This window comes from Kribbella lupini, from assembly GCF_039529595.1.
Taxonomy (GTDB): domain Bacteria; phylum Actinomycetota; class Actinomycetes; order Propionibacteriales; family Kribbellaceae; genus Kribbella; species Kribbella lupini.
The window spans coordinates 1,215,374-1,236,508 of sequence record NZ_BAAANC010000003.1 but is presented as its reverse complement, the minus strand read 5'-3'; the positions used below and the strand labels follow the sequence as shown (position 1 = coordinate 1,236,508).

20 protein-coding genes are annotated in these 21,135 nt (G+C 69.4%); 9 read left to right on the top strand and 11 right to left on the bottom strand.

The window, feature by feature from the left end:
* Positions 1–45 precede the first annotated feature (45 nt).
* The 4 genes from ABD235_RS32150 to ABD235_RS32135 all read right to left on the bottom strand — a co-directional run bounded on the left by ABD235_RS32150 (position 46) and on the right by ABD235_RS32135 (position 4,564).
* The gene (locus ABD235_RS32150; RefSeq protein ID WP_344181033.1) at positions 46–885 is read right to left on the bottom strand and encodes a carbohydrate ABC transporter permease; all 840 of its coding nucleotides are present in this window, start codon (positions 883–885) and stop codon (positions 46–48) included.
* Positions 878–1,858 carry a carbohydrate ABC transporter permease gene (locus tag ABD235_RS32145; RefSeq protein WP_344181031.1) on the bottom strand — a complete coding sequence of 327 codons (981 nt, stop codon included), beginning with the start codon at positions 1,856–1,858 and terminating at the stop codon, positions 878–880. The genes ABD235_RS32150 and ABD235_RS32145 overlap by 8 nt, the downstream gene beginning before the upstream one ends.
* An 88-nt stretch (positions 1,859–1,946) precedes the next feature.
* Positions 1,947–3,263, bottom strand: a complete 1,317-nt coding sequence (locus ABD235_RS32140; protein ID WP_344181029.1) for an ABC transporter substrate-binding protein — start codon at positions 3,261–3,263, stop codon at positions 1,947–1,949.
* 215 nt (positions 3,264–3,478) lie between these two features.
* A complete protein-coding gene (locus ABD235_RS32135; RefSeq protein WP_344181027.1) occupies positions 3,479–4,564 on the bottom strand; it encodes a LacI family DNA-binding transcriptional regulator in 1,086 nt (361 codons plus the stop codon).
* Positions 4,565–4,661: 97 nt separating this feature from the next.
* Here ABD235_RS32135 and ABD235_RS32130 point away from each other — a divergent pair, with 97 nt between their 5' ends.
* Positions 4,662–6,335: an acyltransferase gene (locus tag ABD235_RS32130; protein ID WP_344181025.1), complete on the top strand. Its 1,674-nt coding sequence runs from the start codon at positions 4,662–4,664 to the stop codon at positions 6,333–6,335.
* 102 nt (positions 6,336–6,437) lie between these two features.
* Positions 6,438–7,541: a hypothetical protein gene (locus ABD235_RS32125; RefSeq protein WP_344181023.1), complete on the top strand. Its 1,104-nt coding sequence runs from the start codon at positions 6,438–6,440 to the stop codon at positions 7,539–7,541.
* Here ABD235_RS32125 and ABD235_RS32120 read toward each other — a convergent pair.
* Positions 7,474–8,799 (bottom strand): MFS transporter, encoded by a 1,326-nt coding sequence (locus ABD235_RS32120; protein WP_344181022.1) that lies wholly within the window; start codon positions 8,797–8,799, stop codon positions 7,474–7,476. The two genes, ABD235_RS32125 and ABD235_RS32120, sit on opposite strands and share 68 nt — an antisense overlap.
* Positions 8,796–9,368, bottom strand: a complete 573-nt coding sequence (locus ABD235_RS32115; RefSeq protein ID WP_344181020.1) for an ArsR/SmtB family transcription factor — start codon at positions 9,366–9,368, stop codon at positions 8,796–8,798. The genes ABD235_RS32120 and ABD235_RS32115 overlap by 4 nt, the downstream gene beginning before the upstream one ends.
* A gap of 164 nt (positions 9,369–9,532) precedes the next feature.
* On the opposite strand from ABD235_RS32115, the gene ABD235_RS32110 reads away from it, so the two are divergent.
* The 3 genes from ABD235_RS32110 to ABD235_RS32100 all read left to right on the top strand — a co-directional run bounded on the left by ABD235_RS32110 (position 9,533) and on the right by ABD235_RS32100 (position 12,432).
* The gene (locus ABD235_RS32110; RefSeq protein WP_344181018.1) at positions 9,533–9,898 is read left to right on the top strand and encodes a hypothetical protein; all 366 of its coding nucleotides are present in this window, start codon (positions 9,533–9,535) and stop codon (positions 9,896–9,898) included.
* Between the two features lie 72 nt (positions 9,899–9,970).
* Complete coding sequence (locus ABD235_RS32105) at positions 9,971–11,236, top strand: class I SAM-dependent methyltransferase (protein WP_344181016.1); 1,266 nt, start codon at positions 9,971–9,973, stop codon at positions 11,234–11,236.
* Positions 11,237–11,259: 23 nt separating this feature from the next.
* Positions 11,260–12,432 (top strand): hypothetical protein, encoded by a 1,173-nt coding sequence (locus tag ABD235_RS32100; protein ID WP_344181014.1) that lies wholly within the window; start codon positions 11,260–11,262, stop codon positions 12,430–12,432.
* 1,053 nt (positions 12,433–13,485) lie between these two features.
* On the opposite strand, the gene ABD235_RS32095 is transcribed toward ABD235_RS32100, so the two are convergent.
* Positions 13,486–14,046: a TetR/AcrR family transcriptional regulator gene (locus ABD235_RS32095; RefSeq protein ID WP_344181012.1), complete on the bottom strand. Its 561-nt coding sequence runs from the start codon at positions 14,044–14,046 to the stop codon at positions 13,486–13,488.
* A gap of 65 nt (positions 14,047–14,111) precedes the next feature.
* On the opposite strand from ABD235_RS32095, the gene ABD235_RS32090 reads away from it, so the two are divergent.
* A complete protein-coding gene (locus tag ABD235_RS32090) occupies positions 14,112–14,543 on the top strand; it encodes a nuclear transport factor 2 family protein (RefSeq protein ID WP_344181010.1) in 432 nt (143 codons plus the stop codon).
* Positions 14,544–14,607: 64 nt separating this feature from the next.
* On the opposite strand, the gene ABD235_RS32085 is transcribed toward ABD235_RS32090, so the two are convergent.
* Positions 14,608–15,528 (bottom strand): acyltransferase domain-containing protein, encoded by a 921-nt coding sequence (locus tag ABD235_RS32085; RefSeq protein WP_344181008.1) that lies wholly within the window; start codon positions 15,526–15,528, stop codon positions 14,608–14,610.
* Between the two features lie 122 nt (positions 15,529–15,650).
* Entirely contained in the window at positions 15,651–16,775 is a 1,125-nt protein-coding gene (gene serC / locus ABD235_RS32080; protein WP_344181006.1) for a phosphoserine transaminase, read from the bottom strand.
* A gap of 154 nt (positions 16,776–16,929) precedes the next feature.
* Here serC and ABD235_RS32075 point away from each other — a divergent pair, with 154 nt between their 5' ends.
* Together ABD235_RS32075 and ABD235_RS32070 are read left to right on the top strand one after the other, a co-directional pair.
* Entirely contained in the window at positions 16,930–17,481 is a 552-nt protein-coding gene (locus tag ABD235_RS32075) for a DUF6058 family natural product biosynthesis protein (protein WP_344181004.1), read from the top strand.
* Between the two features lie 47 nt (positions 17,482–17,528).
* The gene (locus ABD235_RS32070) at positions 17,529–17,999 is read left to right on the top strand and encodes a YkvA family protein (protein WP_344181002.1); all 471 of its coding nucleotides are present in this window, start codon (positions 17,529–17,531) and stop codon (positions 17,997–17,999) included.
* Between the two features lies 1 nt (position 18,000).
* Here ABD235_RS32070 and ABD235_RS32065 read toward each other — a convergent pair whose 3' ends face one another.
* Positions 18,001–18,834 (bottom strand): phytanoyl-CoA dioxygenase family protein, encoded by an 834-nt coding sequence (locus tag ABD235_RS32065; protein WP_344181000.1) that lies wholly within the window; start codon positions 18,832–18,834, stop codon positions 18,001–18,003.
* 109 nt (positions 18,835–18,943) lie between these two features.
* On the opposite strand from ABD235_RS32065, the gene ABD235_RS32060 reads away from it, so the two are divergent.
* Positions 18,944–19,708 (top strand): helix-turn-helix domain-containing protein, encoded by a 765-nt coding sequence (locus ABD235_RS32060; RefSeq protein ID WP_344180998.1) that lies wholly within the window; start codon positions 18,944–18,946, stop codon positions 19,706–19,708.
* A 228-nt stretch (positions 19,709–19,936) separates the two neighbouring features.
* Here the strand turns inward: ABD235_RS32060 and ABD235_RS32055 are convergent, their stop codons facing one another.
* Positions 19,937–21,049 (bottom strand): citrate synthase 2, encoded by a 1,113-nt coding sequence (locus ABD235_RS32055; protein ID WP_344180997.1) that lies wholly within the window; start codon positions 21,047–21,049, stop codon positions 19,937–19,939.
* Positions 21,050–21,135 lie beyond the last annotated feature (86 nt).

Here is a 21,135-nt window from a genome sequence, read left to right as displayed (position 1 = left end):
GCCCGGCCCCGATGAAAGGGGCCGGGCGCAACGACGTACGGCGTGCTACTTGACCGCGCCCGCGGTGACGCCCGCGACGAAGTGCCGCTGGGCGAGCAGGAAGCCGATGACCACGGGGACGCTGACCACCAGAGCGGCGGCCATGATCTGGTTCCAGTAGATGTTGGTCTGGGTCGAGTACTGCCGCAGACCCACCGACAACGTCCGGTTGGCCTCGGTCGTCATCACCGACGCGAACAGCACTTCTCCCCAGGCCGTCATGAACGAGTAGATCGCGACCGCGATCACGCCCGGCCGGGCGGCCGGCAGCACGACGCGCCACAGGGCGCCCATCGGACCGCACCCGTCGACCATCGCGGCCTCGTCCAGCTCCCGCGGGATGCTGTCGAAGTACCCGGCCAGCATCCAGATCGAGAACGGCAGGCTGAACGTCAGGTAGGTGATGATCAGCCCGAGCCGCGTCCCGACCAGCTGCACGCCGAGCCCGTTGTTGATGTTCACGAAGATCAGGAACAACGGCAGCAGGAACAGCACGCCGGGGAACATCTGGGTGGACAGCACCGTGGTGGTGAACACCGTCCGCCCGCGGAACTTGAACCGCGACACCGCGAACGCGGCCAGGATCGCCAGCACCACCGAGAACACCGTCGCGGCCACCGACACGATCGTGCTGTTCACGAAGTACCGGGCCAGCGGCACGGTCTTCCACATGTCGATGAACGGGTCGATGGTCAGGTTCGACGGCCACCAGGTGAACGCGCCCTGCACGTCCTTCAGCGGCTTGAGCGACGACGTGACCATGACGTACAGCGGGACCAGCACGAACAGGCCGAGCACGACCAGCACGACCCCGCGGTAGACCTTGAAGCCCTGGGTCTCACGCACGACGCGACCTCCTTCCGGTGACGAACAGGTAGATGCCGGTGACGATCATCAGGAAGATCAGCAGCAGCACGGACATCGCGGCGCCGGTGCCGAAGTTCCAGGTCAGGAACGACGCGTTGTAGATGTGGAACGTGATCAGGTCACCGGCCGGCGGCTGCGCCGTACCGAACAGCACGTACGGCGTGTTGAAGTCGCTGAACGTCCACAGGAACAGCACCAGCACGAGCACCAGGTTGACCGGCCGCAGCGACGGCAGCGTGATGTTGCGCCACTGCCGGATGTTGCCGGCGCCGTCCACCGAGGCGGCCTCGTACAGGTCGCCGGGGATGCTCTGCAGCCCGGCCATCAGCGTCAGGAAGGCGAACGTCCACAGCTTCCAGGTCGCCACCACGATCAGCGAGACCAGCGCGTTGCCGCCGATCAGCCAGAACGTCGTACCGTCGCTGAGGTGCAGCTGCTCCAGCACGTGGTTCACCGCGCCGGTGTCGCGCTGGAGCATGAAGTTCCAGGTCAGGATCCCGGCGTACGCCGGCAGCGCGTACGGCACCAGGAACATCGTCCGGAGCAGGCCCCGGCCGCGGAACGGCGGCTGCAGCGCGACCGCCGCGGCCATCCCGAGCACCCAGGACAGACCCACGGTGACGAGCGAGAAGACCACGGTGACGCCGAACGACTTCAGCAGGCCCTCGCCGACCGCGTTGTTGAAGTCGAGCGCCACCTTGTAGTTGCCGAGCCCGGCGGAGGGCGCGGCGGACCAGTTCGAGATGAAGAACTTGGTCAGTTTCACGAAGCTCATCCAGATCCCGACGATCATCGGGATGATGTGGATCAGCAGTTCGGCCAGCACGGCGGGTGCCAGCAGCAGATACGGAAGCCACCGGTTCAGACCGGGCCGGTGCTCGAGGCCGCGCTTGGACTTCTTCTTCGCAGGCTTCGCGGCGGCCGGCGTCGCTTCCTGTGTGGCGACGGACATCCTGGAGGTCGCCTCCTGTCTTCTGGGTGCTGATGGGCTGACGCGGGGCAGTGGCCCGGACGACGTCGCCCGGGCCACTGTCGCACGGTCAGCTGCTCGCGGCCACCTGGTCCTGGGCGGTCTGCAGGGCCGCCTTGACCTCGTCGGCGGTCACGGTGCCACCGGTGGCGATCTTGGCGAACATGCTGTTCATCGCCTTGCCCACGGTGGACTCGAACTGGTCCTCGGCCGGCACCAGCGGCAGCGGCTTGGACTTGGTGTTGTAGACGTCCTGGAACGTCGCCGCCTCGGCCGCGTCGGTGGTGAAGACCGGCTTCGCGTCCTTCAGCACCGGCAGCGAGGAGAACGGCTTGCCCAGCGTGGTCTGGGTCTGCGCGTCGGTCATGTACTTGACGAACTTCAGCGCGGCGTCCTTGTTCTTGGTGTTCTTGAAGACCGACAGGTTGATGCCGGCCACGTGGCTGGCCACCTGCTCGCCACCGCTCGGCGACGGGAACGGCACGACGCCGTACTCGCCGGCCTTCATGCCGTTGGCGACGATCGAGGAGTCGGCGTTGTTCTGGTTGATCACCATCGCGACCTTCTTGGTCGCGAAGTCGTTCACCGACTTGGTGCCGTTGTCGTACTGGGCGTTCGACGGGTTGGCGACCTTGTCCTTCTGCATCAGGTCGAGGTAGCGCAGCACACCCTGCACGTTGCCGTCACCGGTGAAGGTCGGCTTGCCGTCGGCGTCGAACCAGTCGGCCTTGTTCTGCGCGGCGTTGATGAACGCGAAGTGCACGTTCTCGGTGTAGCTGCCGGCCGCGAGAGCCATGCCCCACTGCTTCTTGGCGGGGACGGTCAGCTTCTGCGCGGCGGTGACCATCTCCTCCCAGGTCTTCGGCGGCTGCAGGCCGGCCGCGGCGAACATCGCCTTGTTGTAGTACAGGCCGTAGGCCAGACCGTAGAGCGGGACCGACGTCGGGTCGGTGCCTTCCTTGCCGCCGGTCGCCAGAGCCGTCGGCACGAACTTGTCCTTCCCGCCGATCGCCGTCATCGCGTCGCCGTCGAACGGCAGGAACGCGTCGGTCGCCTGCAGCGAGGCGGCCCAGGTGTTGCCGATGTTCACCACGTCGGGCGCCTGGCCGGAGGTGATCGCGGTCTGGATCCGCGTCTGCAGGTCGTTCCAGCCGATCACCTCCAGGTTGACCTTCACGCCGGTCTCCTGGGTGAACTTCTCCAGCACCGGGGTCAGGACCTGCTTGTCGTTGTCCAGGCTGGTGCCCTGGTTGCTGGCCCAGTAGGTCAGCGTGGCGTCTCCGCCACCACCGCCAGAAGAATCACCGGAGTCACTGCCACCACAGGCGGCCAGGCTGATTCCCAGGGCGGACACCGCTACTGCGGCTACAAGCGAACGCAGTCTCACGTCGGACTCCCTCGTCCCATCGAGCCTCCGGCAGGGAGCGGAGGCTGGTTGTTAGGGCCCAGAGTGGCCTAACCGGTTAAGTTGGTAAACCCTAACCGGTTCAGTCGGGTCAAGTTCGTTACTGCTCCGTGACCAGAACGGAACCGTCTGCGGGTTATCCGCAGCTTTGCGCACGAGTGCGCAAGGTGCGGTTGCGGCGGTGTTGCGGTTTGGGACTAGTGCGGCGCGCGAGCGCTGGACTCCCGGGCCCGCAGTACCCCGGCGGGAGCTTCCACATGCAGCTGAGGGTCGCCGGCCGCGATCCGGAACAGCAGATCGGCCGCCGCTCGGCCGCGTTCCATCGTCTGCTGGTCGACCGCCGTGATGCCCGGCCGGGCCAGCTCGCACAGGGGTGAGTCGTCCCAGGCGACGATCGACAGCTCGTCCGGTACGACGGTGCCGAGCTCCGTGGCCACCCGCAACGCGGCCACGGCCATCAGGTCGTTGCCGAGCACCAGCGCGGTCGGCCGGTCGCTGCCGGTGAGGATCTGGCGAGTGAGGTCGGCGCCGTCCTCGTACCGGTAGCTGCCCTCGTAGTGCCGGACCCGGATCCCACGCCGTACGGCGTGCTCCTGGAGCAGCTGCACCCGGAGCTTCTCGTGCACGAAGTGGAACGGCCCGCTGACGTGGGCAATGTCCCGGTGGCCCAGCTCGATCAGGTGGTCGAGCAGGAGCAGCACGGTCTCCTCCGGCGAGCTGATCAGCCGGCCGACACCGTCCGGTGGCGCGTTCGAGCTGACCACGACGCTGGGAACACCCAGCTCCTTCAGCAGCGTGATGCGCGGGTCCTCGTGGTGCTCGTCGAACAGGATGAACCCGTCGACCCGGCCCTGCCGGCTCCAGCGTCGCAGGACGTCCAGGTCCTCGCCGTGCTCGCCGGTCAGCCGCAGCAGCAGCGACGAGTCGACCTCGTTCAGGTACTGCTCGATGCCGACCAGCGTGCGCATGTAGAACGCTTCGGTGGAGATCAGCGCCGGGTCGCGGGCGATCACGATGCCGATCGTCCGGGTGCGGCTCGCGGACAGCGCGACGGCGGCCGAGTTCGGGTGGAAGCCGAGCTCCTCGGCCAGCTCGAGCACGCGCCGCCGGGTCTCTTCGCTGACGCCGGACCGGCCGTTCAGCGCGTAGGAGACCGAGGCCTTGGAGATGTCCAGCCGGCGGGCGAGGTCGCTGATCGTGACCCGCCGGCCAGGGCGTGCGGCAGCGCCGGCCGGGGTGTCGCCGACGGTCTGCTCGCCGTCCGAGGACCCGGTGTCGATCATCTGTGTCTCCCGCCCCACATGTTCCGGAGAGTAGCAGCGCGTCTCAGCGACTGGCCGCCGTGAGGCGCGCGTCACGAGTTGCGGATAGCGTTATCCCATGGTCGATCGCCTGGATTTCCTGCCCTGGGAGTACGCCCGCACCGCCACCGCCGAGCAGCGTGCCGAGCAGGCCGAACGGCACCGGGACCTGGCCGGCAAGGTCGAGCTCGCCGACGACGTGTACGTCGCGTCGACGGCGGCCGTGTTCTGTGACGAACTCCGCATGGGCGAGCGCTCGTACCTGGCCGCGCACAGCTACGTGACCGGCGAGATCAGCATCGGCTCGGACTCCACGGTCAACCCGTACGCCGTGGTTCGCGGCAAGATCACCATCGGCGACGGGGTCCGGATCGGCGCGCACACGTCGTTGCTGGCCTTCAACCATGGCAGCAGCCGGACCGACCAGCCGATCTTCCGCCAGCCGCACACCGCGCTCGGGATCACCGTCGGCGACGACGTCTGGATCGGCTCGAACGCGATCATCCTGGACGGTGTGACGATCGGTCCGCACAGCATCATCGGCGCGGGCGCGGTGGTCACCAAGGACGTCCCGGCCTGGTCGATCGCGGCCGGCAACCCGGCTCGCGTGCTGCGCGACCGCCGTGAGCCGGCCGCGGCCCGCTCCGCCGCCGCCGCTCGCCCGACCGCCGCTGCCGACCTGCCCGAGCGGCTGGCTGCCTTCGCCTCCCGCGCCCGTGACCAGGTCGGCGACGTACTGGCCCGCTCGTACGACGGCGAACGCTTCATCGACCGCCCCGGCGTCGACGCCGAACCCGCGATCCGCCCCTGGTGCGACGCCATCGAGATCTCCGACCTGCTCGTCCGCCGTACGCCGGAAGGCCACACCGCCGACGACCTGATCCGCCGCCTCCGCTCCCGCCAGGACCCGGCGACCGGCCTGATGGCACCGGGCGACCTGGCCGGCGACGACAAGCCCGACTTCACCGGCCTCTCGGTCCTGCAGGGTCCCGCCAGCTACCACATCCTCTGCGCCGGCTACGCCCTCCAGATCCTCGGCAGCGGCTTCGAGCACCCGATCGCCCTGCCGACCGATCTGCCGGCCAAGCTCGACGCGTTGCCGTGGGCAAGGAACTCCTGGAGTGCCGGCAGCGGACTCGATGCCCTGGGCACCGCCATGGCCCGGAACATCCTTGACCACAACGAAGATCCGGGCGACGCGTTCTTCACCACCTTCGGCTGGCTGACCGCCCGGGCCGATCCGGAAACCGGTGCCTGGGGCAACCATCACCCCGACGACGGCTGGCTGCAGGTCGTCAACGGGTTCTACCGGCTGACCCGCGGCACGTACGCCCAGTTCGGCCTGCCGCTGCCGTACCCCGAGCAGGCAATCAAGACCGTGCTCACCCACGCCCAGGACCACGCGGTCTTCACCGGCGACGGCTACAACTCCTGCAACGTGCTCGACGTGATCCACCCCCTCTGGCTGGCCGGCAAGCAGACGTCGTACGGGCGGGCCGAAGGCGAGCGCTGGGCCCGGGAGATGCTGGACGGCCTCCTGACCCGCTGGGTCGACGGCCAGGGATTCGCGTTCGCTCCGGACGGCACCGACGACCGGTCGATCCCAGGGCTCCAGGGCACCGAGATGTGGCTGTCCGTCATCTGGCTGCTCGCCGACTACCTCGGCACCGCGGAGCCCCTCGGCTACGAGCCCCGCGGTGTGCACCGGCCCGACCCGCTGGTCACGCCGCCCGGAGGTCATCTACTAGCCTGAGCCGGTGGACCCCCGGACCCGACGGCTCGTCACCTCTGTCGTACTGCTGGCCCTCGTCGCCATCGTGGTGGTCGCCTCGCTCACCCGCTAACCTGGCGCGCCATGAGCACGCCGACGCGGTCGCCGTATCTGATGAGGGCGGGGCTGGTCCGCAACGTCCGCAGCGGCGAGCACCTGACCACGTTCGTGGTCTCCGGTGTCACGACCGTGCTGATCACGCGGCTGATCCTGCAGCTCAGCGGGTACCCGCAGATCGGTGGCAAGGGGCTGCACATCGCCCACGTACTGCCCGGCGGCCTGCTGATGCTGGTCAGCATCGTCCTGCTGCTCGCGTACGTCGGTCCGGTGGTCAGGCCGGCCGCTGCCCTGGTCGGCGGGATCGGCTTCGGCCTGTTCATCGACGAGGTCGGCAAGTTCGTCACGTCGGACAACAACTACTTCTACCAACCCACCGCCGCGATCGTGTACGTCGTGTTCGTGCTGATCGTGCTGGGCAGCCGGTTCGTCACCACCCGGCGGCCGATCGACCCGCGCGAGCAGCTGGCCAACGTGGTCGACCACGCCGTCGAGGGGGTCGCTGGTGGGCTGTCGCGGCGCCGGCTGGCGCAGGCGTCGGAGCAGTTGCGGCAGGTCGGGCCGGACGTTCGCGGACGTCGCGAGACACGCGCACTGCTCGCTGCGGTCGAGCCGGACGAGGTGGAGCTGGCCGCGCCCGTCGACGCAGCCTGGCGGACCCTGAAGCGGGGCTTCGACCGGCTGGCCACGCATCCTCTCGCGCCGACCGTTGCTGTCGGCGTACTGGTCGTGCAGGCCCTCGGCGCACCGGCGATCGCGGCCGGCATCCGCTTCGACCGGGGCCAGCTGCTGACCGACTTCCCCGTACTGGGAGTGGCTGCCGGGAGCGTGCTGTCGGCCACCTTCACCGTACGAGGGGCGCTACGGCTACGGGTGGGGGACCGGGCTCGGGCGGTGCGGCTGTTCGAGCTCGCCGTACTGGTGTCGCTGCTGGTGACTCAGGTGTTCCAGTTCGCCGGGACGCAGTTCGCCGCGGTGGGCGGGATGCTGCTCGACCTCGTGCTGCTCGGTCTGCTCGGAGCCGAGCGTGACCGGCTGCGACGCGAGGCCGAGCCCAGTGTGACTACGACTGCGATGAAGCGGCTGCCACCTGATGGTCCGTTGTTTCCGGAGGATCCGAACTCGGATTAGCGTGCCGTCCGGATTGGCGGCCGCCCCAGTTCTCGCCGCGGCCGAAGACGAGTGGTGACGTCGTGGCGACGAAGTAGACGGCACCCGCGGCGAGCAGCGCCGGAGCCATGCCGATCCCGGCGATGGCCGCACCGGCGACCACACCACCCAGCGGTACGCCGGTCCAGGCCAGGGCGTCGCCGAGGGAGTTGACCCGGCCCAGGAGCGGGCGGGGGATCCGCTCGATGAACAGGGCGCCGAGCACGGGGTTGATGAAGCCCGCACCGACCCCGGCGACGGCGCAGACCACCATCAGGCTCCACAGCGGGCTGTCGAACGCCATCACGAGGAAGCGCGGGGCGCCGCAGATCAGGAACGCCGCGGTGAAGACCAGCTTGCGCGGGACCCGCTCGCCGATCGCCGCGGCGACCAGGGCGAACAGCGTGGCCGACAGGCTGAAGACGGCCAGGACGAGGCTGAAGTGCTCGGGCCCGTAGCCGTGGTCCCTGATCCAGACGGGGAGCAGGACCACGGAGAAGGCCGCGTCCAGCAGGTTGGTGACGGCGATCATGATGATCAGGGACAGCAGCAGCTTGTCGCTTCTGAGGAACTGCCAGCCCTGGCGCAGGCGCTCCAGGTAGGTGCCTTCGGCCGCTTCGCTGTCCTTCTGGGTGTCTTCCTGGATCTGTCGCTTGGGGATCCAGCGCTGGATCAGCAGGGCGCAGAGTCCGAACGAGAGCGCGTCGATGATCAGCGCGTTGGCCTCGCCCACCAGTGCGATCAGTGCGCCGGCCAGCGCGAACGCGATGAACCCGGCGAGCCGCTCCGTCGTACTCTCCAGCCCGGTCACCCGCTCCAGCGGAGTCCTGGCGGCGGCTGCGATGTCGGGGATCAGCGTGCCCTTCGCTGCATCGCCAGGGCCTCGCAGCGCACCCGCCACGGCGACCAGGATCAGGAGGATTGGGAAACTCAGCGCCTGCAGGTGGTGCAGCAGCGGGATGAGTGCGACGACGACCAGGCTGGCCGTGTCGGTGGTGACGCTGACCCGCTTGGGTCCGATCCGGTCGATCAGCGGGCCGCCGAGCGCCTTGCTGAGTACCAGCGGCAGCATCTCCGCCAGCGCGACGACACCGGTCTTCACCGGCGATCCCGTGCTCATCAGCACGAACCAGGGGATCGCGATCGTGCTGACGCGGGTGCCGCAGATCGACACCACGTTGGCGATCAGGAACGCGATCAGCGGCGCCCGGTACGGCGTACCGGCTTGCTGGGGGCTCATTCGTGCTCCCAGGGGAAGGTCTGGATCTGGACGGTGACCTTCTCGGTGCCGGCGGGTCTCGGCTGGGTCAGGTCTGTCCGGTACTTGTCGAACACGGCGATGAGGTCCTCGTTCAGCGCCTTGGCCTGCTCCGCGGTCAGGTGGAAGGCCCAGTCGGACAGCATCGTCGCCTCGCGCCACTCCGGCTCCAGCGTCTGCCAGCCGTTGATCGCGCGGAACATGTTCTCGGCGTAGGTCTGGCCGATGCCGTGCAGGAAGCCCATCGTCAGCTCCGGCTCGGTCTGCAGCAGGGAGGCGGCGTCGAAGTCCGTCCCCTGGTGCGACGCCTTCCACCACCGGTCCCGGGCGTTGCCGCGGGTCTCGTCCTCCTCAACCAGCCCGGCCTCGGCGAGCTGACGCAGGTGGTAGCTCGTGGCGCCGGTGTTGACCCCGAGCCGCCCGGCCAGCGTGGTCGCGGTCTGCGGGCCGTGGATCCGCAGCAGGCCCACGATGCGGTTACGCATCGGGTGGGCCAGCGCCCGCAGCACCCGGCCGTCCAGCTGGACGATGTCGTCCTTGTCCTCACTCATGCCTCTGACTGTAGAACTGCAAAGCGCGTTTGCAAAGAGGGTTTGCAGAATCTCTTTGCAATCGCTGTGGGCGGTTGTCCACAGGTCGCGAAGTTCTTGGGGGACTTGCGCGAGATCGCGGCACCTTCTTCACGAGAGCCCAACACCACCTGGAGGTAGGAACCATGCTGCGAGTGATGCTCGAGGACGCCGACTACTGCGACGTCCCGGCCGACCTGATGACCTTCGACGACGGCGTGGTCGTCTTCTGGCGCGAGGGCGAGGAGGTCGGCCGGCATCGCCAGCGCCGGATCCGGTCGCTGGAGGTGATCAGCGCCCGGTCGATGACCCGCAAGATCGAGGAGGCCCGCAAGGCCCACCCGAACGCGTTCCGCGTCTGGACCGAGGACCAGGAGGAGCTGCTGACGAAGATGTGGCACGAGAAGGCAACCCTGGAAGAGCTCGTGGCCGCGCTGGGCCGCCAGCCGGGCGGAATCGCGACCCGCCTGAGAGCCCTCGGCCTGCTCGGGGAGGACGAGAAGATCAGCTGACGGCGACCCGCCGGACAGCGGCCGAACGAGACCCTTTTGTGACTCGGGGAAGTGGTCGGAGACAATGGCCCGATGCGTACCGAGCTGGAGCCGGTCTCGACCCCGGACATGGACCCGGAGGCGGCGGACGACGAGTCCGGGCCACTGGGGGCGATCCGGGGTGCCCTGCTCGGCCGGGAGACCCTGGTCCGCGCGATCGGATCCGGGCGGCGCCGGGGTGCGGAAGCGCCGGCGTACCACCGCGTCGAGCTGCGGTACGTCGACCTCAAGGGCGGCCGTCACCTGCAGGTCACCGAGTTCGACGAGCGGCAGTCGCACACCCGCAACGCACCCGCCGACACCGCGGAGGCGGGCGTGGTGGTCGACGAGCTGCTGCGGGCGCCGTACGGGAACTGGCACGTGGAGACGACCGGCGAGACGCTGCGGCTGCGGTACACGAAGAAGGGCAAGCTGCTGCTGCACCGCGAGCAGGACGCTCGCGAGCAGTGGACCGACCACGACCGGACCAAGCAGCGGGTGCTCGACCCGGCCGCGCCGTTCCTGGTCGAGCTCGGGATCAGCGACCACCACGGCAAGGTCAAGCCGTCGCGGCAGTCGAAGTACAAGCAGATCGAGGAGTTCTGCAAGCTGCTCGCGCCGGCCCTCGACGAGGCGATCGCGGCGGGCCGGATCGCGACCGGCCGGCCGATGCAGGTGGTCGACCTGGGCTGCGGGAACGCATACCTGACGCTCGCGGCGTACCACCTGCTGACGGCAGCCGGCCACGACGTGCGGATGACCGGGATCGACCACAACCCGGCAGCCCGCGCCCGCAACACCAAGCGGGTGGCGGCGCTCGGCTGGCAGGACCACCTGCGGTTCGTCGACGCGACCATCGCCGACGCCCAGCTGGAGGTCCGGCCGGACGTCGTACTCGCGCTGCACGCCTGCGACACGGCGACCGACGACGCGCTCGCCAGAGCGGTCGGCTGGGAGGCGCCGCTGGTTCTCGCGGCACCTTGCTGCCACCACGACATCCAAAAGCAGCTGAAGAGCGTCGTACCACCGGCGCCTTACGCCTTGATGACGAGGTATGGCATCGTTCGGGAGCGGCTCGCCGACATGCTGACGGACTCGTTGCGTGCGGCGGTGCTGCGACAGGTCGGCTACCGGGTGGAGGTGGTGCAGTTCGTGGACAGTGAGCACACGCCGCGGAACCTGCTCCTGCGCGCCGCCCGGACCGGAGCGACCGCAGGACCCGAGGTCCGGGCGGAGTACGAGGAGCTCGTCGGCGCGTGGCAGGTCACACCGCGCCTGGCCACGCTGCTCCAGGATCTCGACCGCGAGGCGGTGTCGTGAGCGCGCTGCGCACAGTCCTGACCGTGACAGCAGCAAGCCTGCTCACCCTGACCGGCACAGCCCTCCCCGCAGGAGCTGCCGACGCCGCGACACCGGCGACCTCCGGCGTGATCCGCCCCGCGAGCGCCGGCCTCGCACCGGCCGGCCTCCGCGCCGCTGCCCCCGCCGCGTTCGTCGCGCCCGCGGCCGGTTCCTCGCTCGAGGCGGACCCGCCGCCCGCGCCGAAGCGGCGGTTCACGATCAGGGACGACCGGGTGGACCAGACCTCGGGGCTGGCCAGGAGCCAGAACTACGATGGCATCTGGTGGACGGTGAACGACTCCGGCGACAAGCTGGAGGTGATCGGCGTCGACAAGGAGGGCAAGGTCCGGGCGGTGCTCGGCCTGAAGGCCCCGGTGAAGGACGTCGAGGCGATCGCGGTCGACCACGACGGCACGATCTACATCGCCGACATCGGTGACAACAAGAAGAACCGCGACATGATCGAGGTCTTCACGATCCCCGAGCCGAGCAACCTCGAGGACAGCGAGAGCGTGAAGTTCCACCGCTACGACTTCGAGTACCCCGACGGCGCGCACGACGCCGAGACGCTGCTGATCGATCCCGAGTCCAAGCGCCTGTTCTTCGTCACCAAGGTCAGCTCCGGCAAGGCCGGCATCTACGCCGCCCCCGAGCAGGCCTCCATCGAAGGCACCAACGACCTCACCAAGATCGCCGACGCCCCCGCCGGCGTCACCGACGGCGTCTTCGTCCCCGACGGCAGCCTGGCCGTCCTGCGCAGCATGACCGACGTCGCCACCGTCGAGTGGTCCGACGAGCCCAACGTCATCGCCCGCACCGCCACCCCCACCGCCGAAGGCGAGTCCATCGCCCTCAGCGACTCCGGCAACTCGGTCCTGATCGGCAGCAAGACCTCAGCCGTCTACGACCTGGCCGTCCCCTCCCGCAAACCGGCCGCGACCCCCACCACCCCCAAGGCCACCCCCGCCCCCGCAGCCGACGCCGCCGACTCCGGCACCACCAAGAAGTCCCACAACCTCCGCTGGATCCTCATCGGCGCCGCCCTCTTTGCCATCGTCATCACCTTCCTCACCTTCCCCCCAGGCCGCCGCGAACGACTCGACCGCATGGCCGAAAACGCCCGCCTCACCGGCCAACCCCCACCAGACCCCCACGGCCGCCGCCGAGCCGCCTGACCCGCGACTACCCCGCCTCATCAAGGCCGCCGCACCGGCGGACCCGCGGCTGCCCGCTTTACCCACGACCGCCGCGCCGACTGACCCGCCGCCCCTTTACCCACGGCCGTCGCGCTGCCTCACGCCCGCCACGCCTTACCCGCGGCCACCACGCACCCACCAAGCCGCCGCCCTGGCGCCAGCCGCACGGCGTCCCCATCCCCGAGCATCCCGGCCCCCGGCCGGCCGGCCCAGCCTGCCCCAACGCCAACCCGAGTCGTCCGTGCGGCACAGCACCAAGCAGCCGCACACCCCGTCCCACCGCGCAGCAAGCCCCACCCCCGGCACACCCCTCCGCCGCGCAACGACCCGCCCGGGCCGTCTCTGCGGTATGGCCAAGCAACCGCACACTCGCGCCACGTCACCGCGGTGAGCTGCCTCGCGTCCTGCGCGTCCCGGCCTCCGCGGCATTCCGCTCTGCGCCCACCCGAGCCATCCCCGCGGCGGGCGCCAAGCAACCGGACACTCGCCCCGCACCACCGCGCCGAGCTGCCTCACCGTCCGCGCTGCCCCGCCTCCGGCATCCCCGGCGCTTACCCGAGCCGCCCCTGTGGCGGGCGCCAAGCAACTGCACACTCGCCCCGCGCCACAGCGCTGAGCTGCCTCGCGTCCCGCGCGTGCCCGGTCACCGCGTCGAGCTGCCTCACGGAACGCGCTGCCTGGTCGCGGCGGCATTCGGTCTGCGCCTACCCGAGCCGACCCGTGGCGGCGCCAAGCAATCGCACCCCTACTCCGCGCCGACGCGGAGTTCCTGCTCGTCTCGCGGGCTCGGGTTCATGACACCGCGCGGAGTTGGCCCACACCTCGCGCTGGTTCGGCCGGGGACACCGCGCCGAGCTTCCGCACGCAGGCAGGAGCTGCCCTGCGCGGCACCTGGCTGTGCTGGCCAAGGAATGCTGACGCGGTGCGTGGGCGGTACGGCCCCGCCCAGCGCGACGACGACGGCTCCCGCGCCAGTACGGCGTACCGCCCCATCCCGAGCCGATCGGCCTGGTGCAGACCCGGCTGCATCGGTCAGGTTGGGGTCGCGCGGAGACCGTCGGTGATGACCGCGGCGACCTGTTGTGCTGAGACTCCGTCGCGTGAGGCCGACGCACTCGCCGCGGAGACGAGCGCGAGCAGATCCTCCAGGCCGAGGTCGCCTCGTACGGCGCCGGTCTCCTGTGCTCGTGCGAGTAGATCGCCGATGCGCTGCCGGAACCGGGTCGAGGCTTCGGAGATGTCGTCCGCGCTCGTGTAGCCGGCTGCTTCGAGCGCGACGACGAGGTCGTGTTTGCGGCGGGATCCCGTGATCGCGTCTCTGACGAATCGCAGGACCGCCTCGGCGGCATCGCCGTCGCTCTCCACGGGTTGCGTCGCGAGCTCGTCGAGTTGCTGGGCGACCAGTGCGCTGAGCAGGGCCGTCTTGGTCGGGAAGTTCCGGTAGAACGTCCCGGTCCCGACGCCGGCCCGGGCGGCGGCCTCATCGACCGAGAACGCGGCCCCTTTCTCCTCGAAGAGCTGCGCCGCGGCCGCCAGCAGTCGCTCGCGATTTCTGCGCGCGTCGATCCGCAGGGCCGGACTGGGCGTCGACAAGCGGAACCCTCCCTCCGTATGGTGATGCGGAACCAGCGTTCCGCTACTGATCCTAGGAGTTCTTCATGTCCGAAGCCACCGAAGCCGCGCAGCGCTTCATCGAGGCGACCGTGACCGATCTGAACCGGCTCGCCGATGTCTACGCGGACCGGGTGGTGATCGAGATGCCGTTCGCGGCTCCGCTCTTCCCCGTTGTGCGTGAGATGACCCGCGATGAGTTGCGCACCCAGTTCACTCGCGCGGGCAGGCCGCGGTATACGGGAGTGAGCGACGTCCGCCTCCATGAGACCGCCGCGGCCAACACCGCCGTTCTGGAGTACCGCCTGCACGGTGTCACGGCTGAAGACGAACGGGAGTTCACGCTCGACTACGTCATGGTGATCACGACGCGCGACGGTCAGATCGTGCACTCTCGCGACTACTCGAACCTCGTCCAGGCTGCGCAGGCCATGGGAACGACCGAGCAGCTGATCGCGGCCCTCAGCTCCACCAACTGACTACCTTGCAACCGCGTGAACGCAACTGTTGACCGCAACGCGACCGCTACCAGCAAGAGACTAGTCAGAGCAACGCCCAACCCGCGCCGCCGTGCCAGTGGCGGCCGGCGTTCAGGTGGTCGGCGATGGCTCGTTCGAGGGTTGTACGGCGGGGGAGATCACCGCGATCGGCGCGCGGCCCACCCACCACGAACCTCAGCATCGTCTCGTTGTCGGGCTCCGGTTGGTAGGCCACCTGGAAACGCCGCTGGAACTGGAGGATGTTCGCGTCGGCGGGCAGATACTCGCCGAGTTGCTCGTCCAGCAGCCAGGAATTGCAGACCGCGACGCGGTAGGTCTCCTCGGGGAAGTGGCGCGCGAAGAATTCCCGGGCGGCGGCGAAGGATCGCGAGCACGCCTCAGGGCTCAAAGGCCCGTGGCGCCCGGGGACATGGACCGACAGCGCCGGGTCGCCTGGTCCGTAGGGATGCCCCGCGGCGGACACCGCGCGGCCGGTGCGGTTGCCCAGTCGGGCCCGCTGAAATTGCAGCCGGCCCAGCTGATAGATCTCCCCGCTGAAGTGCAGCGTCAGCCAGGACGTCAGCTCGGCATCGAGACCGCCTTCGCCGTGCCGACCGCGGTGGTCGGCGAGGACTCGGCCCAAATCGGTCAAGGTGTGCCAGGAGATTTCGTCGGAGACTCCGCGTGCGTGGTGGAACGCCGTGACGTGGGGGTACGCCGCCAAGAAGACGTAGACGGGGAAACAGGCCGGCGGGATGGTCGACCCGGCCGGCAGCTCGGGCCGGACCGGAGGGCCGGCGACCTGGCCAAGGTTCTGCACCAGCAACCGGGTGCACCGCTCCAGTTCGCGCCACGACGGAGAATCCCTGGCCGGCAGGTGCGCGATCAGCGGATCGATGTCCTCGTGCGACACCGCCAGCTTCAGCAACAGCGCCGGAAGCTCCTCGGGCGTGGGGAGTACGACGTCCAGCTCTTCAGCGGCCATCAGCCGAGTATGGCGTTGATCGCGCACCGCTGAGCGGATCGGTGACGGTACCGAGTCCATTGCGCGTGGGGCAGCGGCAGCAAGAAGCCCCCGACCGGAGTGGTCGGGGGCTTCTCGGGGGATCAGCGCAGGGCGTCGACGGTGAAGTCGATGGCCTGGGTGAGCTTTTCCACGTCGTCGGGGTCGACGGCGGGGAACATGGCGACGCGGAGCTGGTTGCGGCCGAGCTTGCGGTAGGGCTCGGTGTCGACGATGCCGTTGGCGCGCAGGGTCTTGGCGACCGCGGCGGCGTCGATGGAGTCGTCGAGGTCGATGGTGCCGATCACCAGCGAGCGGGCGTCGGCGTCCTCGACGTACGGCGTGGCGTAGTCGGACTTCTCGGCCCAGGTGTACAGCCGGTTGCTGGAGTCGGTGGTGCGGGCGACGCTCCACTCCAGGCCGCCCTGGCTGTTGATCCAGTCGGTCTGCTCGGCCATCAGGAACAGCGTGGACAGCGACGGCGTGTTGTAGGTCTGGTTCTTGCTGGAGTTGTCGATCGCGGTGGCCAGGTCCAGGAACGCCGGGATCCAGCGGCCGCTCGCGGTGATCTCCTCGACCCGGGCCAGCGCGGCCGGCGACAGGATCGCGATCCACAGGCCGCCGTCGGAGGCGAAGCACTTCTGCGGGGCGAAGTAGTACGCGTCGACCTCGTTCAGGTCGACCGGCAGACCGCCCGCGCCGGAGGTCGCGTCGATGGCGACCAGCGCGCCCTCGTCGGCACCCTCGACCCGCTTGACCGGCGCCATCACACCGGTGGAGGTCTCGTTGTGCGGCCAGGCGTACAGGTCGACGCCGGCCTCGGCGACCGCGACCGGACGGGTGCCCGGGTCGGCCTTGATCACCGACGGCTCGCCCAGGTGCGGCGCCTGCTGGGACGCCTTGGCGAACTTCGAGGAGAACTCACCGAAGCTCAGGTGCTGGCTCTTCTCCCGGATCAGCGCGAACGTCGCGATGTCCCAGAACGCGGTCGAGCCGCCGTTGCCGAGCACCACCTGGTACCCGTCGGGCAGCTGGAACAGGTCGGCCACGCCGTCCTGCACGCGCTTGACCAGGTTCTTCACCGGGGCCTGGCGGTGCGAGGTGCCGAGCAGCTTCGCGCCCTCGGTCGCCAGCGCGGCGACAGCCTCGGGGCGGACCTTCGACGGCCCGGCGCCGAACCGTCCGTCGGCGGGCTTGAGCTCTGCGGGAATGACAATGTCGCTGGTCACCAGCGGTGTCCCTTCGTCGTCTGGCTGGTTCTCGCCGACGACGCTGTCAGCACTTTCCAGTGTTCCACACCGCCGACACGCGCCTCCACCCACCCCAGATCCCGGACAGCTCACTTCGTCGTACGCCGAAACAACCGCGGCTTACCGTGCAGGCATGAGACAAGAGGCGGTACGACGGCGGTATCTGGAGATCAACGGCACCCACCCGATGACGGAAACGGACGACGCGTACGTCACCCGCCAGTACAGGGTGCTGGATGAGCTGTGCCACGAGACCGGCCGCGACGTGGACGAGGTTCGCGGCTGGATGCTGGACGGGCGGCTGCCGATGCCGAGCTACCTGCGCTCGGACGGCGCGGAGATGGTGCCGGCGGATCTGTTCGAGCCGGCGGCCAAGTTCGGGCTCGACCACGTGCGCGAGTGGTTCGTGGCGCACTGGCAGGATCCCGCCGCGGGCCAGGAGGAGTGGGAGTCGTACCTCAGCGGCCAGTACGTGTGTCTGCACTCGGTCACGCCGGCGACGATCCAGCGCAAGGCCGAGCTCGTCCAGGCCATCGACCGGACGACCGATCCGATCCAGCTCGCGCCGCTGGTGGAAGAGCTGGATGCGCTGGAGCCGGAGTTCACCGGCTACGACCGCCTGCGATTCGGCGGTCCGGTCTCCCGGGACACCCACATCACCGCCGTACGGCAACGCCTGGCGTGACCCGCTGCGGAGCGGTCCATGAGGGCTCCGCGCCCTAGAGTTGGTGGATGGTGTTCTTCGGTGGGCTGCTCGCGTTGATCGGGCTGGTGACGCTGGTCTTCAGGGACGGCGACGTCGCCGGCGTACCGGCGGTCGGCCTCGGGGTCGCGCTGCTGGTGATCGGCGCGGTTGCGGTGGGGCTCGGGGTGTGGCGGAAGAAGGTCGTACGGCGACGCCGGCGCGAGCGTGGTGAGCCGGAGCCGGTGGGGGACGTGTTCGAGCGGGCGAAGGCGTTGCCGCGGTTGATCCGGGCGGCTCGGCGAGGGGAGTACCCCGGGCTGCCGACGAGCCGGATGGCGCTCTGGGGATTCGCGCTGCTGTACCTGGTGTCGCCGATCGACGTACTGCCTGAGCTGCTGCCGATCATCGGGGTGGCCGACGACGCCGGTGTTGCCGCGTGGTTGTTCACCAGCGTGTCGACGGCCGCCGGCCTGTACCTGCGGCACGAGCGGGATCAGCAGAAGGGCCTTCGTCCCTGACCTACTCGTGCTTGCGGCTGATCGACTCGGTGCCCGTCAGTACGGCGACCGGCCCGTCGTCGGTCTCGATCCACTCGCCGCAGGAGCCGCCGCCTTCCGAGACGCCGAGCTCCAGCGCCGTACCGTCCATCCGCAGCGCCGGGTGGTAGTACTCCGCGACCTGCTCGGCCTCGCCCTGGATGTAGTGGCCGATCAACGCGCGGCGGAAGCGGTCCTCGGTGACGTTCGGCGCGCTGCCGTGGACGAGCGCGCCGTGGAAGAACAGCACGTCGCCCGGCTCCATCTCGACCGGTATGGCGGCGTCCGGCGCGGGCAGCGGCACGGTGACGTCGGTGAAGCTGACCTTCGTGTCCGCCTTCTCCGTGCACAGGATCGGCCAGCGGTGACTGCCGGGCACGACCTGCAGGCACCCGTTCGCGACGTCGACGCGGTCGAGCGCCATCCACGCCGCGACACACGTCCCCGGCTCGGCCTTGAGGTAGAAGTTGTCCTGGTGCAGGGCTTGCCCGCGCGAGCCGGGCGGCTTGAAGTAGATCATCGTCTGCACCGCGTACGGCGACCGCCCGAGGATCGCGGTCATCACCCGGTCGAGCCGGTCGTCGATCATCCACTGCAGCGAGAGCTCGTCCCAGCGGTGCATCTGCGCCATCCGCGGGTACCGCTTCAGCGGGTCGCGGCTGCCGGCGTCCACGCCGACGACGTCGTTGGCGTACCGGTCGCGCTTGCGCAGGACCATGTAGTGCTCGCGCAGCTGCTCGACCTCCGCGGCGCCGAACAGCCCGCGGGCCAGCGTGTACCCGTCGCGCTCGAACTCGTCCTTGAACGAATCGCTCATCCCAACCTCCTCGGTTGCCTTTAGTCTGTAAACCGGTAACGCGAACGGCGATGCACGAACGACGCAAGAGGTTGAACTTTTGACGCAACCGATCGGGCTCAGGAGCAGCGTGCGTCTGCTGTCGCCGCCGACCTTCTGGCGGTGCGAGCCGAGCTGGACGTGGGTGTCGCGACCCCTGGGCGACCACCTGCTGTGGTGCGTGCTGGACGGGATCGGCCGGCTGGAGCTGGACGGCCGGGTGAAGGAGCTGACGCCGGGAAGCTGCGCGGTGTTCGCGCCGGGCGACGCACCGACAGCCGGCCACGACCCGAAGCGCCGGCTGCTGGTCTTCGGCATGCACTTCGAGCCAGTGGACAAGGCCTGGCGTACGGCGGACGTCGTGCCGGTAATCCGATGGGGAGAGGTGCAGGACCGAGTACTGCTCGGCGCACTCGCCAAAGCCGCTGATGCGGCGTACAGACGGCAGGACGCTCTGGGCACCCGGCAAGCGGAACTTTGCCTGGAGCAACTACTCGCCACCGTCTGGGAAGCCGCGCACGACAGCGGACGGACAGCCGGCGACCAGACGGTCGACGACGTCGCGCAGGCGATTCGCCAGGACCCCGGAAAGGACTGGTCGGTCGCCGAGATGGCGCAGGCAGCGGCTTTGTCACGCGCGCAGTTCACCCGCCGGTTCGTCGCGAGGCACGGCAGGGCGCCGGCGCAGTTCCTGATCCAGGCGAGGATCGACCGCGCTCACCAGTTGCTGGCCGAGAGCGGGATGACCGTTACGCAGACCGCCGCAGCGCTGGGCTACACGGACGTTCCGTACTTCAGCAGGCAGTATAAGCAACGCACCGGCCGGTCGCCGAGCGACGACCGACCGGTGCGATGAACGACTGTGCGGACGACCGGGTCCTAGCGGCCAGCAGGCTGCTGTGGCTGATCGAGCTGGCTGACGGGGAAACTGCGCCGCCGCCCGCCGCCCCGTTCTTCCATGTTGAGGATACAAGCGGTGGGCTGCTGACGACCGAAGTTATCCACAGGCGTCCCCGGAGCCAGCGTGCGCGAATGCAACTGCTGTCGTCAGCAGGAACTGCTAGGCGTCACGCCGCGAGTTCACTCAGGCCCAGTTGTTGTTCCAGCCTTCGATTTCTGTGGCGGGGCGGGTGGCCGGGCCCGAGTAGATCGCCGACGGGCGGATCAGGCGGCCGGTGCGCTTCTGCTCGAGGACGTGGGCGCTCCAGCCTGCCGTCCGGGCGCAGGTGAACATCGACGTGAACATGTGCGGCGGGACCTCTGCGAAGTCGAGGACGATCGCGGCCCAGAACTCCACGTTCGTCTCGAGGACGCGGTCGGGGCGGCGTTCGCGGAGTTCGGCGAGGGCGGCCTTCTCCAGGGCCTCGGCGACCTCGTAGCGGGGCGCGTCGAGCTCGCGGGCGGTACGGCGAAGTACGCGGGCGCGCGGGTCCTCGGCGCGGTAGACGCGGTGGCCGAAGCCCATCAGGCGTTCGCCGTCGTCGAGCAGGCCCTTCACGTACGCGCGGGCGTCGCCGCTCTTCTCGACGCCCTCGATCATCGTCAGCACCCGGGCCGGCGCGCCGCCGTGCAGCGGGCCGGACATGGCGCCGACCGCGCCGGACAGTGCCGCGGCCACGTCCGCACCAGTGGACGCGATCACGCGGGCGGTGAACGTCGAGGCGTTCATGCCGTGCTCGGCGGCAGAGGTCCAGTACGCGTCGACGGCCTTGACGTGCTTGGGGTCGGGCTCGCCGCGCCAGCGGATCATGAACCGCTCGGTGATCGTCGTGGCCTTGTCGACCTCGCGCTGCGGGACCATCGGCTGGCCGATGCCGCGCGCGGCCTGTGCGACGTACGACAGCGCCATCACCGCGGCGCGGGACAGGTCGTCGCGGGCCTGGACGTCGTCGATGTCGTACAGCGGCCGCAGGCCCCAGGCGGGAGCGAGCATCGCCAGCGCGGACTGGACGTCGACGCGGACGTCACCGGTGTGCACCGGCAGCGGGAACGGCTCGGCCGGCGGCAGGCCGGGCGTGAAGGCGCCGTCGACCAGCAGGCCCCAGACGTTCTCGAACGGCACCCGGCCGACCAGATCCTCGATGTCCACGCCGCGGTAGCGCAGCGCCGACCCTTCCTTGTCCGGCTCGGCGATCTGAGTGTCGAACGCGACGACTCCCTCGAGGCCGTGCTGGACTTCGGTCTTCGGATCTGACATCAGCCTGTGACTCCCTTGTCTCGATAGGCGCTCCGGCAGCATAGTTCGCCGCCTCGCCGCGCGGACAGATCTGTGACCGGTTCGGC

Excerpts from the sequence above, each read along its gene's own strand:
- ABD235_RS32135 (WP_344181027.1), bottom strand. The coding sequence starts at position 4,564 with ATGATCGACACCGGGTCCTCGGACGGCGAGCAGACCGTCGGCGACACC.
- ABD235_RS32065 (WP_344181000.1), bottom strand. The coding sequence starts at position 18,834 with ATGAGCGATTCGTTCAAGGACGAGTTCGAGCGCGACGGGTACACGCTG.
- ABD235_RS32070 (WP_344181002.1), top strand. The coding sequence starts at position 17,529 with ATGGTGTTCTTCGGTGGGCTGCTCGCGTTGATCGGGCTGGTGACGCTG.
- ABD235_RS32075 (WP_344181004.1), top strand. The coding sequence starts at position 16,930 with ATGAGACAAGAGGCGGTACGACGGCGGTATCTGGAGATCAACGGCACC.
- ABD235_RS32120 (WP_344181022.1), bottom strand. The coding sequence starts at position 8,799 with ATGAGCCCCCAGCAAGCCGGTACGCCGTACCGGGCGCCGCTGATCGCG.
- ABD235_RS32130 (WP_344181025.1), top strand. The coding sequence starts at position 4,662 with ATGGTCGATCGCCTGGATTTCCTGCCCTGGGAGTACGCCCGCACCGCC.
- ABD235_RS32055 (WP_344180997.1), bottom strand. The coding sequence starts at position 21,049 with ATGTCAGATCCGAAGACCGAAGTCCAGCACGGCCTCGAGGGAGTCGTC.
- ABD235_RS32110 (WP_344181018.1), top strand. The coding sequence starts at position 9,533 with ATGCTGCGAGTGATGCTCGAGGACGCCGACTACTGCGACGTCCCGGCC.
- ABD235_RS32105 (WP_344181016.1), top strand. The coding sequence starts at position 9,971 with ATGCGTACCGAGCTGGAGCCGGTCTCGACCCCGGACATGGACCCGGAG.
- ABD235_RS32125 (WP_344181023.1), top strand. The coding sequence starts at position 6,438 with ATGAGCACGCCGACGCGGTCGCCGTATCTGATGAGGGCGGGGCTGGTC.
- ABD235_RS32115 (WP_344181020.1), bottom strand. The coding sequence starts at position 9,368 with ATGAGTGAGGACAAGGACGACATCGTCCAGCTGGACGGCCGGGTGCTG.
- ABD235_RS32145 (WP_344181031.1), bottom strand. The coding sequence starts at position 1,858 with ATGTCCGTCGCCACACAGGAAGCGACGCCGGCCGCCGCGAAGCCTGCG.
- ABD235_RS32085 (WP_344181008.1), bottom strand. The coding sequence starts at position 15,528 with ATGGCCGCTGAAGAGCTGGACGTCGTACTCCCCACGCCCGAGGAGCTT.
- ABD235_RS32090 (WP_344181010.1), top strand. The coding sequence starts at position 14,112 with ATGTCCGAAGCCACCGAAGCCGCGCAGCGCTTCATCGAGGCGACCGTG.